This is a genomic window from Limnohabitans sp. T6-20 (assembly GCF_003063505.1).
Classification (GTDB): domain Bacteria; phylum Pseudomonadota; class Gammaproteobacteria; order Burkholderiales; family Burkholderiaceae_C; genus Limnohabitans_A.
Window position 1 is genome coordinate 1 of the sequence record NZ_NERW01000003.1, and the last position, 13,312, is coordinate 13,312.

The following is a 13,312-nucleotide window of genomic DNA, read 5'->3' on the forward strand; positions in this document are numbered from 1 at the left end:
CCGCTGATCGCAGCTGCAACGTTTGCGCCGTTGATCGTCACTGTCACCGTTTTTATGGTGCCGTCTTCCCCTGTCACGGTGAAGGTGTCTGTCAGCGTTTGTGAGGCAAGCAAGCCTTGCACTGCAGCGTTGCTGTTGTTGACCGTGTAGGCCCACGCGCCACCTGCTGTCATGGTGTAGCTGCCGTAGCCATTTGTAGTGGTTGTCGCCGTGCTCACCGCTGTAAAGGCGTTGGGGGTGCCGTCGACGTCTGTCGAGGTCAAGTTGCCCGAAGCGCCAGGTGTGCCTGCGATGGCGTTGCCGTTGGCATCGCTTCCTGCTTCGGTCACGCTGCCGGTGGTGGTGCCGCTGATCACGGCTGCGTCGTTGCTGCCTGTGATGGTGACGGTCACCACTTTGGCGGTGCCGTCTGCTGCTGTCACGGTGAAGGTGTCGGTCAAGGTTTGTGCCGCCGTCAAGGCTTGCACGGTGGTGTTGGCGTTGTTCAGTGTGTAAGCCCACTGCCCGCCAGCGGTCATGGTGTAAGTGCCGTAGCCGCCTGTGCTGGCTGTGGCTGTGCTGACAGCCGTGAAGGCGTTGGCTGTGCCGTCCACATCGGTGGAGGTCAAGGTGCCACTGGCTGTGGGTGTGCCTGGGGTTGCATTGGCCACGCCGCCCGCTTCGGTCACTGCACCGGTTGCGGTGCCGCTGATGATGGCGGCATCGTTCACCGCAGCCACATTAAATGTCAGCGTGTTGGGCGTGGTGTCTTCGTTGTTGTTGGCGCGATTGTCTTGCACCTTGAACAGAAAGCTGGCGTAGTTGCTGCCATTGCCGTTCAGAGCCCCTTGGTAGGTCAACTTGCCGGCGTCCAGGTCGGCCTTGGTGATCACATCGTCGACTTGCACGGCCACACCATTGAGCTTGAGCGTGCCTTGTGCGGGCAAGCCCGCGATCTTCACACCCGTCAATGTGTGCCCCTGGGTACTGTTGTAACCAAAAGCCGCTGCTGTCACCACAAAAGCAGTGTCTTCTGTCGCATTGAGGGTGTTGTCTGCCCCTTGCGGCCCACTGCCCGTCAATACCAAACTGGCTATATTGGTCAGGTTCAGAGAGCCATTGGCATCTTGAGCAATCACATCAAATTGCAGTGTGCCCTCGCTCAAGCCCTGTGTATCGATGTTTTGCACGCTGAAGGTGCCGTCGGCAAGCACCAAGGCAGTGGCTGTGACTTCTTGATATTGCTCATCGTGAATGAGGAGCGTCAACACCGTGCCGGGCAGCAACGCTGGCGCCACCCCCTGCACATCGATATTCATGTTCTCGTCCAAGACATGGGTGGTCAGGGTCACGGGTGACTGTGTGGTGTTGCCTGACAATTCCAACTGACCGGGTTCGGTCACACCGCCAGCCGTGGCGATGATGTCCAAAGTACCCGCCCCAAACATGCCCACCCAGACGTTGGACACACTGAACTCACCATCAGTCACCACGGCAGAGACCGTTTTGCTGTTGCCAAATGTATCGGTTATCAAAAATTTGATCGTGCTACCGCTGGGGACGCCGCTTACGCTGCCGGACAAGTTGATGCTGCCCGAGGAGTTTTCAGTTGCGAAAAAGCTGATGGTGGTGGTTGGCTCAGTCATGAATTACATCAATGTTGAAGTTTGAGGAACATACGGCGCACACGCGACGTATTTAAGAATATCTAAGAACTACATTTTGAGGCAGAAAATCAATAAGAATCTCAATTGAACAGTTTTGTATCAATTTATTACGTCTTATCGATCAATACACCAAAAAAAACCGGAACCCGTTCAAAGGCTCCGGTTGGCGCAAACCACACGCGTTGCGTTACAGGATTTGATGTATCAGGGTCTGATCGACAAACAGGTTGGCCGCACCGTTGGTGTATTGGGTGTAGCTACGTCCCACTTCGAAACCATATTCAGCGCCATAAGTGTTAATCATGGTAGTGCCCCCCAAGTTGGACACAGCACTCCAGTTGGCACCATCGACCAGCGCCAATTTGTTGACGGCAAGACCCCCGTTGCCTTGAACCACTAGCATCTTGGACTCATCAACAGCGGTGTTCACGTTGTCCACGCCAGCCGACATGTTCAACACTTCTTGCAGGCTGACCTTGATCGTGTTGCCCATGCCTTGGTGCATGTCAAGGATGCTGAAATTGTGGACCTTGTCCGAGACCGTGACGTCGCTCAGATCCAGCGTGAGGTTTCGCCCAAAGATGGACAGGGTGTTGACGCCTGCTCCACCATTGATGTCGACGCTCATGCTACTGCTGGAAAGGTCTGCAATGGCTCGGCCGTTGAGGAGAACCTTGTCGTTGCCATCTCCGGCAGTGATGGTGTCTGCCCCACCATTGCCAAATATGACATCGGCGTTGTTGGTGCCTGTCAGCACATTGGCGTCAGTCGAGCCCACCAAATCAGCAACGGCCATCAACTCGTCCACAAACAAAGTGGCACCACTGTGGGTGTATTGGGAATAGAGGTGGTCAGTGACAAAACCATGGTCCACGCCATAAAGAGCTGTCAAATCAGCGCCTTTGAGGCTCATCACTTGTGACCAGTTGGCTGTGTTTTCTAAGACCACTGCGTCGCCGTCGTTGCCTTTGACAACCAGCATCTGGGCTTCGTTCACATCGGTTGTCGTTGCGTTGTCTGCGGCACCTGACAAGGTTTGCACATCCGCCAAACCCAGCTTGAGTGTGTTGTTGCCATTGCCGACAACGTCAATGGTGCTGAAGTTGTGTACCTTGCCGTGGACTGTGGCGTTGCTCAGATCCAGCAACATGTCTGCCCCTGAGAGCTTCAAGGTGTTGATGCCTGTGCCACCATCCACATTGGCCGCATTGCTGGCGCTCAATGCAGCCACGTTGGCGGCATTGAGGACCACTTGATCGTTGCCGGCATCACCGCTGAATTGGTCTGCACCGCCGTTGCCCACCATCACATCGTTCCCGGCTGTTCCAACCATCACATCGTCACCAGAGGTGCCTGTGAAACCAGGCGTGGCTGTTGTGTCCACGTTCAGTGCAACCGTGTCTGTGGCGGTGGAATAGGCACTGGTGCCACCTGTCACAGTGATCGGGTAGGTGTTGACTTGAACGCCCGACATGGTGGGTCGGACTCCGCTGTCCGAAGCATCCCAGCTGCGGAAGGTGAAGGCTTCGGCAATGTTGCCCTCCACACCCACATGAGGGCGGAAATACACACGGGCCGAAGGACCCGCCTTTAGCAACAAGGCATTTTGCTCACTCAAGGTTGCCGAGGCGCCATATGAAAACCAAGACGCCCCTCCGTTGAGCGAGAAATACAACTCACCCAAAGTCTTGTTCACACCGACAACGGCAATGCCTTTGTAGACGTTAGCGTAATTGCCATCGGCATCACTAGAGCCGCCGAGCAAAGAGGAAACCAAAACCCCCACCAAGCCCGTGGGCATGCTGCCCTGGGGCAACTCTGCTGCGGTCGGCTGCACATTGGGCATGACCAAATTGGTGTCCAGCAATACTGGTGCGTCATTTTTTTGCGTCACGCCAACGTAACTGCGCACCGGCAAACCCGCAGGCAGTTGATTGGACTGGCCCTCCGCATCTGTCACTGTCCACGTAATTCTTCGTGGTCCGCTTTCAATATCGTCACGTAAATTATTGAACTTCACAGAATTCAACACCGTTTGATACTCAGCCACCGTGGCCAGACCAGTGAAAGTCAAAATACCGGTCATGGCGTCGTAAGCGCCCTCAATCGCGCTTCCAGAAGCTGTCGTGAACGTCAACAAATCTCCAGTCACAAACAGATTGGTAGTTTGATGATTAACTTTGACCGTTGCGCCACTGAGATGACTGGAATCAACGTCTGCAAGAATCACCGAGGTCACCGATTCTTTATAAGCAGCCACCGGCCCGCCATCTTCATTAAAAAGTGAATAAGCACCTGAAACAGAAATGGTGGGCCCATCGTTCACCGGATTGAGCTTGATGGTGAGGGTGGCCGTACTCTCGTTGCCCGCGTTGTCTGTCACCTTGTAAGTAAAAGAATCCTGCACAAATGCAGTGATGCCATTCAAGTCGGTGGTATTACGGGTGTACTCCCAGGTACCGTCTGCTGCCAACGCCAAAGATCCATAAGTGCCTGTGGGCGAAGTGTTGAGCGTAAAGACTTCGCTGCCGTCTTTGTGGGTGTCGTTGCTAGAGACGTTGCCGGTCAGCGTGGTGCTGTCTTCGGTGCCTGAGCCCAGATCGTTCACAGCCACGGGTTTGTTTTCATAAAACGCGGTGTCTGTACTTGGGGGGTTGGTGCCGACGGTGGCGCTTGCGCTGAGCGTGCCTTCAGGCACGGGGCCTGAGCTGGTCACTGTCCAAGTGCCCACGCCTTGGCCGTTGTCAACGATGGTGGCCGTGCCGATCTCGACGTTGTTCACGTCCTTCACCACCACGGTGGCTCCGATTTCACCTGTGCCGCTCACGGTCATGGTGCCGTCGGTGTTTTGCAACATTGGCTCGTTGATCGTTAAGGGGACAAAAGCGCTGTAAGACTTCGATTCTGGCAAGCTGGTGTTGCCCGCAGCGTCCACCGCAGTCACGGTGTAGTCGCCGTTAACCGAGCCCTGAGCCACCTCGATCTCCAAACTGAAATTGCCATCTGGACCAGCCGTCACGGTGTGCGTTGCGCCTGCTGGATCTTTGATAGTGACCACCACATTGGGCGTGTCCACATGGCCACTGATGGTGGGCTTGCCGTCGACATCCGCGTCGTTCACATCCAAACCACTGATGACAGGCGCCGTTAAATCCGTCTCGTTGACGGTCACGGGGTTGGTCGTGTGGCCAACGCCATAAGCGGCTGTCGCTGTGTAGTCACCGGTCAATTGGCTGGGGGCAGGATCAATTTCCAAACTGAACTTGCCGTCAGCCCCTGCCGTGACCGTGTGCTCTGCGCCAAATGGATCTTTGATGGTGACGACCAAATTGGGCAACGTTTCGCCGCTGACCGTAGGTTTGCCATTGCCATTGGTGTCGACCACATCAAGATTGGTAACTGTTGCATAGGGTGCCGTTTTGGAGTCGCTGACCTGGCCATTCATGTCCATGGTTTTAGCGCTAACTGTGCCGCGCGGCTGCACGCCAGTGGACTCGACTTGCCATACACCCGAAGCACCGACGGACACTTGCGTTCCGGTGCCGTTTGGCCAAGTCACCAACACTGTGCTGAACGGTTCAGCGGTGCCGCTGGCGTTGATCTTGCCGTTAGCGTCGCTGTCGACCGCATCGAGGGTTGGGATTGCAGGTGGTGTGTTGTCCACGTAAGCAGCTGTGTCTGTTCCAACTTCACCGTTGATGTCGGTCGCTGTCGCTGTCAATGTGCCTTCTTTGACTGGGCCTGCGCTAGTCAAGGTCCAAGTGCCGTTTTCCAGCACGGTGGCTGTGCCCACAGTTGAGCCATCTATCGCTTTCACCACCACGCTGGCTCCGGCTTCGCCGGTGCCGCTCACGGTCAACGTGCCGTTCGTGTTTTGAGTCACGGGCTCTGTGATCGCCACAGTCGGTGGGGTGCTGTCTGTGTAGTTCGCTGCGACTTGGTCACTCGTGGTGCTGCCGACAGAAGCTTCGGCTTTGACTTCACCTTCGGCTTGTACGGTTGGGGACTCTACCGACCAATTGCCACTGGCGCCTGTTAAGGTTGTACTGGTGGAGCCATCTGGCCAAGTCACCTTGACTGTGCTGCCAATCAAAGCCGATCCGCTGGCATTGATTTTTCCGTCCGCGTCACTGTCGTTAACAGTGAGCGTAGGCGGCACAGGTCGGACGGTGATCGAAATCGTGTCCGTCGCCTCCGAATAAGGTGTGACACCGCCGTTGGTGCCTGTGCTGAATTGCGTCCCTGCCGCACTGGCATTGGTGCTGGCGTTGCCGGTCTGGTCCCAGGCCCTGAACATGAAAGCATCGGCGACAGTACCCGCGAAGTCTGCGGCTGGGGCGTAATACACCCGAGTCAAGCCATCCGCCTTCAACATGCGGCCCTTGCTGATGCTGACCTGCTGGCCTTCGTCCATCAAAGTCCAGCTGGTGCCACCGTCCAGTGAAAAATAACCCACGCCATGGGCACGGTTCATACCGATCACCGAGATGCCTTTGAGTGCAGAAGCACCATCTGCATCCGAAACGCCCCCAACCAAGTCAGACACCAGTGTGCCCACGGCGCCTACAGGCGCAGCTGCTTGAACGCCAAGACTGGCCAACACGGTGGGCAATTGCACATCCACTGTCGCATCGAGCACAGGTGCATCGTTCTTGCTGATCATCGACAGCTGCGTTGTCTTGACGATACTCAAACCAAACCCGTCGTTGACTTGCCATTTCACCGAACGTGTAATACCCATGGACGCTGGGTTTTCAGTGGTGTTGTTAAACGTCACCGCGCGTAACGCTTCTTGATACTGTGCGACCGTTGCATTGCCCGTCAGCGTCAGCAAGCCTGTAGCCGCGTCATAGCTTGATGCCGTGATCGGGACACCGGAAATCGCGGTAAATGCCAAGACATCACCAGGCGTCACGCCAGCACTGACATCAAGCTGCACCGTGGCACCCGTGAGGAAATCGGCATCCAAATCCGTCAACGTGATGGCGTTGTTGGCAGAAACAGCCCCCCCGTTTTCGGTGAAAAACTTCATATAGCCATCTGCGGTGCCTACCACTGGCTTGTCATTAGCCGCTGTGATGTTGACGGTACTGTTTGCCACCTCGCTCCAATTATTGGCGGCTTGACCATCATTGATCTGCCAAGTGATGGTGCGCGATGGCGTATCGCCTGCCGGATTGGCCAGCGTGATACCTGTCGGGTTGTCACTGGTGCTGACGAACTGGATGCTCTTCAAAGCATTCGAATACTCTGCTTTGGTGGCAGTGCCCGTCAGTTCCATCAAACCTGTGGCCTTGGTGTAAGTGGCCGTGATGCCAAAAGGCAAAGCGTAAACCACAGTGGAGCCATTGTCTGTCGGTGCCGCAAAAACAAGCGCCGCAGGTGTCCCACTGGTGTATTTCAACGCATCGCCTGCCACCATGTTGCTGATCTGGATCTTGGCACCTGTCAACGTGGCGGTGTCGGCGTCACCATACAAAGTACCGTTGCTGATGTACTGTGCCGTGCTATTTTCAGTGTACGTTGATACTGGGGTGTTGGTGTTCGAACTGCGGGGCTGAACCACGGGTGAATCGTTGGTGCCATGAATGGTCACTGTCACCACTTGCGAAGTGCCATCAGCTGCCATCGCCGTGAAGCTGTCTGTGTAATCCGAGCCCAAAACAAACTGGTCTTGAGCGCTGTTCATCACATACGTCCATGCACCAGCCGTGGTTAACGTGAACTTGCCGTAGCCGCCCGAGCCTGCCACGTTGCTTGCCGCCACAAATGTGGCTGCACTGTCCACATCGGCAATCGTCAGCGTGCCAGAAGCTGACTCAGCAGCATTTGTCTCGGTGATTTCAGCTGCAACATCGCCAGCGATGTTGGCTGCATCGTTGACTGGATCCAGTGTAATTTTCAGCGCAGCCGTCGTGTGGTTGCCCGCACTGTCAGTGACACGGTAGGTGAAGGTTTCTTCGACTGCGGCTTGAATGGCGTTCAGGTTGGCAGTGCGGGTATAAGTCCAACTGCCGTCGGCGTTCATCAACAAACTGCCGTGAGCACCCGTGGCGGTCAGAGGATCGTCCAGTGCATAAGTTTCTGTGCCGTCCTTGTGCGTCACGTTGCCTGAAACGTCACCTGTCACGGTGGTGGAGTCTTCAGTACCAGAGCCTGTGCTGAGATCAGCAACGGGGGCTTCGTTATAGGCCGTGACCGTGGTGGTTTCAGGTGCACCTGCCGCGTGAGGAGCGGACACGTTAACGGTTTCACCTTTGACGGGTGCGGGGTTGAACGCGCTCAAGGTATACGTGCCATCCGCATTGGCAGTGCCGGTGGCCGTTGCACCGCTTGGCAGTGAAGCTGTCACCACCGCACCTGGCGTTGCGCCTGTACCGCTGACCACGCCTTCGGGCGTGATGCTGGCAGTCATCTGGGTGTTGTCTGGCGCCAAAGTCGTCGCGGTTTCTGGGTTCTGACCTTGCACGCCTGTCGGTGCGCTGATCGAGACGGTTTCACCGTTGGTCGGCACTGGATCGAATGCGCTCAGCGTGAACGCGCCGTCTGCACCTGCTGTGCCGGTGGCTGTTGCGCCGTTAGGCAATGTGGCTGTCACCAATTGGCCAGGCGTTGCGCCTGTACCTGTCACCACGCCCGAAGCGTCGATGCTGGCTGTGATGCCGGTGGTGTTGGGGGCCAAGGCAGAAGCAGTTTCTGGGTTCTTTCCGGCAACGCCTGTTGGGGCGCTGATCGAGACGGTTTCACCGTTGGTCGGCACTGGAGCGAACGCACTCAAAGTGAACGAGCCGTCTGCACCTGCTGTGCCTGTGGCTGTTGCGCCGTTGGGCAATGTGGCTGTCACCACTTGGCCGGGCGTTGCACCGGAACCCGTCACCACGCCTTCGGGCGAGATGGTGGCTGTGATGCCAGTGGTGTTAGGGGCCAAGGTGGTGGCGGTCTCTGCAGGCTGATTAGCCACGCCTGTTGGCGCGCTGATCGAGACGGTTTCACCGTTAGCAGGCACAGGGGCAAACGCGCTCAAAGTGAACGAGCCGTCTGCACCTGCTGTGCCTGTGGCTGTTGCGCCGTTGGGCAATGTGGCTGTCACCACTTGGCCGGGCGTTGCACCTGTACCTGTCACCACGCCTGAAGCGTCGATGCTGGCTGTGATGCCGGTGGTGTTGGGGGCCAAGGCAGAAGCAGTTTCTGGGTTCTGACCTGCCACGCCTGTCGGTGCGCTGATCGAGACGGTTTCACCGTTGGTCGGCACTGGATCGAACGCGCTCAGCGTGAACGCGCCGTTTGCACCTGCTGTACCTGTGGCTGTTGCGCCGTTAGGCAAAGTAGCCGTCACCACTTGGCCTGGCGTTGCGCCTGTACCTGTCACCACGCCCGAAGCGTCAATGCTGGCTGTAATGCCTGTGGTGTTGGGGGCCACAGTCGTGCCCGTTTCTGCAGGTTGCCCTGCCACGCCTGTTGGGGCACTGACCGAAACAGTCTCGCCGTTGGCAGGCACTGGGGCGAACGCGCTCAAAGTGAACGTGCCGTTAGGACCGGCTGTGCCGGTGGCGGTTGCGCCGTTGGGCAGTGTGGCTGTGACCACTTGGCCTGGGGTGGCACCAGAGCCGGTCACCACGCCCGAAGCGTCGATGCTGGCTGTGATGCCTGTGGTGTTGGGGGCCAAAGCCGAAACAGTTTCCGGGTTCTGACCGGCCACGCCTGTTGGCGCGCTCACAGAAACAGTCTCACCGTTGGCGGGCACGGGAGCGAACGCGCTCAAAGTGAACGTGCCGTTGGGACCAGCTGTACCTGTGGCCGTTGCGCCGTTGGGCAATGTGGCTGTAACCACTTGGCCTGGAGTGGCACCGGAACCGGTGACAACGCCGTTGGCGTCGATGCTGGCTGTGATTCCGGTGGTGTTCTGGGCCACAGTCGTGCCAGTTTCTGGGTTCTGACCGGCCACGCTTGTGGGCGCGCTGACCGAAACAGTCTCGCCGTTGGCGGGCACTGGCGCGAACGCGCTCAAAGTGAACGTGCCGTTGGGACCCGCTATACCTGTGGCCGTTGCGCCGTTGGGCAGTGTGGCTGTGACCACTTGACCTGGAGTGGCACCAGAACCGGTGACCACGCCCAAAGCGTCAATGCTGGCTGTAATGCCTGTGGTGTTGGGGGCCACAGTCGTGCCCGTTTCTGGGTTCTGACCGGCCACACCTGTGGGCGCGCTGACCGAAACAGTCTCGCCGTTGGCGGGCACTGGAGCGAACGCGCTCAAAGTGAACGTGCCGTTGGGACCCGCTGTGCCTGTGGCCGTTGCGCCGTTGGGCAATGTGGCAGTAACCACTTGACCAGGCGTTGCACCCGAACCCGTCACCACGCCTTCGGGCGAGATGCTGGCCGTGATGCCTGTTGTGTTGGGGGCAAGGGCCGAAGCTGTCTCTGCGGGCTGACCCACAACGCCTGTAGGCGCGCTGACCTGAACGGTCTCGCCGTTGGCTGGCACGGGATCAAAGGCGCTCAAAGTGAATGTGCCATTAGGACCGGCTGTACCGGTGGCGGTTGCGCCGTTGGGCAAAGTTGCCGTGACCACTTGACCGGGTGTTGCACCCGAACCCGTCACCACGCCTTCGGGCGAGATGCTGGCCGTGATGCCTGTTGTGTTGGGGGCCAAAGCCGAAGCAGTCTCTGCGGGCTGACCCACAACGCCTGTAGGCGCGCTGACCTGAACGGTCTCGCCGTTGGCAGGCACGGGATCAAAGGCGCTCAAAGTGAACGTGCCGTTAGGACCTGCTGTGCCCGTGGCGGTTGCGCCGTTGGGCAATGTGGCTGTAACCACTTGGCCTGGAGTAGCACCCGAACCCGTCACCACGCCTTCAGGCGAGATGCTGGCAGTCATACCGGTGGTGTTCTGAGCCACAGTCGTGCCAGTCTCTGCTGGCTGACCGGTAACCCCTGTGGGGGCGCTGACAGAAACAGTCTCACCATTGGCCGGCACTGGGTCAAAGGCGCTCAAAGTGAACGTGCCGTTAGGGCCGGCTGTGCCCGTGGCGGTTGCGCCATTGGGCAGTGTGGCTGTGACCACTTGGCCTGGGGTGGCACCAGAGCCGGTCACCACGCCCGAAGCGTCGATGCTGGCTGTGATGCCGGTGGTGTTCTGGGCCACAGTCGTGCCAGTTTCTGGGTTTTGACCAGCCACGCCTGTTGGGGCGCTCACAGAAACAGTCTCGCCGTTGGCAGGCACTGGCGCGAACGCGCTCAAAGTAAACGTGCCGTTAGGACCCGCTGTACCTGTGGCGGTTGCACCATTGGGCAAAGTGGCCGTCACCACTTGACCGGGTGTTGCGCCTGAACCGGTGACCACGCCGTTGGCGTCGATGCTGGCTGTGATGCCTGTGGTGTTCGGGGCCACTGTCGTGGCTGTCTCTGCGATTTGGCCTGCCGAGGTCGGTGCACTGACCGAAACAGTCTCGCCGTTGGTGGGCTTGGGGCTGAACGCACTCAAAGTGAACGTGCCGTCTGTGCCTGCTGTGCCGGTGGCAGTGGCACCGTTGGGCAGTGTCGCTGTGACCACTTGACCTGGCGTTGCACCTGAACCAGTCACCACCCCGTTGCCGTCAATGCTGGCGGTGATGCCGGTGTTGTTCGGGGCCACTGTCGTGGCTGTCTCTGCGGGTTGGCCTGCCGAGGTCGGTGCGCTGACCGCAACAGTCTCGCCGTTGGCGGGCTTGGGGTTGAACGCGCTCAAAGTGAACGTGCCGTCTGTGCCTGCTGTACCGGTGGCGGTGGCACCGTTGGGCAGTGTCGCTGTGACCACTTGACCGGGTGTTGCGCCCGAACCAGACACCACGCCATTGCCATCAATGCTGGCCGTGATGCCGGTGGTGTTGGGGGCCAAGGTGGTGGTGGTCTCGCCAGCGGGATTGCCCGCTGCGGTCGTACCTGTGCTGACCGTCACAGTCTCGCCGTTGGTGGGCTTGGGGCTGAACGCGCTCAATGTGAACGTGCCGTTTGCACCGGCTGTGCCGGTGGCGGTGGCACCGTTGGGCAAAGTCGCCGTGACCAATTGACCAGGCGTTGCGCCAGTACCGCTCACTACGCCGTTGCCGTCGATGCTGGCAATAAGAGCGTCGATGTATTCAACCGAGCTTGGATCGCTCTTGTTACCACTGGCATCGGTCGCTTCGGCTTTGACCGTTCCGGCTGGTTGAACTGTGGGCGACTCAATCGCCCAAGTGCCGTCGGGGCCTGCCGTTGTTGTGCTGGTGCTGCCATCCGGCCAGGTCACCGTGACCGTGCTGCCAATTTCAGCCGTTCCGCTGGCGTTGATCTTGCCGTTCGCATCTCGGTCATCGACCTTGAGCCCCGGGGCCGCTGGTGGCGTGGTGTCAACAGTCGCAGTTGCTCCCCCGCCGCCAGCAGCCGCTGCCGCACCCGCCGCCCCAGCCGCACCCGCCGCCAGCAAAGGGTTGAACGCCAACACCGCCAACGCAGCACCCGAGCCCGACACTTCGCTGCCGCCCAACACCGCCGAGGTGAAGTCCTGGCCTTCTGCAAGGCTCAGTGTGTAGCTGTCTGCCGTTGGTGCTTCCAGCACGTATTCATAAAAACTGCCCCCATCGGCCTGGCCGACCAAGGCGTTGAAGCCCTCGGGCATGACGGCGTAATAGTCTTCAATGATCAGTTGGGCAGCCTCTTCGCCCTCACCCAAGGCCACATGCAAGTCCTTGCCTACCCGCTTGACGCGCACCTGCTCCGGCGGCGCATCGTTCTTGTTGGCGTCTTGCAACTGGTAACGCACACCGGCTTGCGCTTTGATCCGGGCGGTTTTGCCCGCGCTCAGGTTCTGCATCTCGCTGGTTTTGTCGCCACCCACGTTGATACGCAATTTGTAAGCGATTTTTTCGGTTGCCATGGTGTTGTTCGTTTTCTTCAAGGAGGTTGGGCGATTGACTTGGGGTCAACAGTTCAAATGGGTGGCGTGCTCAGCCAGTGGCTACGCAAGCAGGTCAGCGCGTTGCGGTGGGGCTTGGCTCTGTGGGAGCGGGGGCGGCGGCAGGTGCTACAGGCACGGGGGCATCCGGGTCTTTGCACTCTTGAGCCGCTGGCACACGAGAAAGCGCATGAATTTGTTCGCGCATGGGTTTGAGCGACTCACGCGCTGGCAGGGCCTCGACTGGGCGCAGGCTATAGCGGGCGTTGCCTTGCAAGCTGGCGCTCAGGTAAACGGTTTGACCGGCAGCCAACTGGATTTGGGTGTTCATGTCGGCCTGCTGGCTTGCGGGTTGCTGAGCCTCCACTGGGCGGACATCGAGGGCCACGGGGCCGGGAGCCAGGCACAAAACAGCGTAAGCACCGGCCATCAAGGAGGTGTGGTACGCACCATTGACATTGATGCGGGTCACGCCGGAGGTCTCTGTTGAGGCCTGTGGACGGAACATGACCAGGCGGGCCTGGCTGTCCACGACACGCTCTGACAGATTGAAAACAGCACCCAAAGGCTGGAAGGGGTTGTCTGCGACGCTGGTCTGCGCCCATGTGACTTGGACGTGACACAACAAGCTCAGGCCCAGAGCCAACAGGCTGCGCGCTGCCAATTGACTGATTACTTTTGATGAATGCATGACTTAGTTTTCAGTTAAGCTGTGAAAACCGCTAGTCTACATTTCTTAAATTGTCTTAATTGAATT

General features: G+C 58.6%; 4 protein-coding genes. 1 reads left to right on the forward strand and 3 read right to left on the reverse strand.

Annotated features, from left to right (window positions below; all coding sequences use genetic code 11):
• Positions 1 to 1,448: VCBS domain-containing protein (locus B9Z33_RS11090; protein WP_199220340.1), on the reverse strand; the 1,448-nt coding region annotated here is incomplete at its 3' end.
• On the opposite strand from B9Z33_RS11090, the gene B9Z33_RS15545 reads away from it, so the two are divergent.
• Positions 1,441 to 1,650 (forward strand): hypothetical protein, encoded by a 210-nt coding sequence (locus tag B9Z33_RS15545; RefSeq protein WP_158270210.1) that lies wholly within the window; start codon positions 1,441 to 1,443, stop codon positions 1,648 to 1,650. The two genes, B9Z33_RS11090 and B9Z33_RS15545, sit on opposite strands and share 8 nt — an antisense overlap.
• Before the next feature lie 183 nt (positions 1,651 to 1,833).
• Here B9Z33_RS15545 and B9Z33_RS11095 read toward each other — a convergent pair whose 3' ends face one another.
• The gene (locus B9Z33_RS11095; protein WP_146183860.1) at positions 1,834 to 12,537 is read right to left on the reverse strand and encodes an Ig-like domain-containing protein; all 10,704 of its coding nucleotides are present in this window, start codon (positions 12,535 to 12,537) and stop codon (positions 1,834 to 1,836) included.
• 94 nt (positions 12,538 to 12,631) lie between these two features.
• Positions 12,632 to 13,246, reverse strand: a complete 615-nt coding sequence (locus B9Z33_RS11100; protein ID WP_108287119.1) for a hypothetical protein — start codon at positions 13,244 to 13,246, stop codon at positions 12,632 to 12,634.
• Positions 13,247 to 13,312 lie beyond the last annotated feature (66 nt).

Excerpts from the sequence above, each read along its gene's own strand:
- B9Z33_RS11095 (WP_146183860.1), bottom strand. The coding sequence starts at position 12,537 with ATGGCAACCGAAAAAATCGCTTACAAATTGCGTATCAACGTGGGTGGC.
- B9Z33_RS11100 (WP_108287119.1), bottom strand. The coding sequence starts at position 13,246 with ATGCATTCATCAAAAGTAATCAGTCAATTGGCAGCGCGCAGCCTGTTG.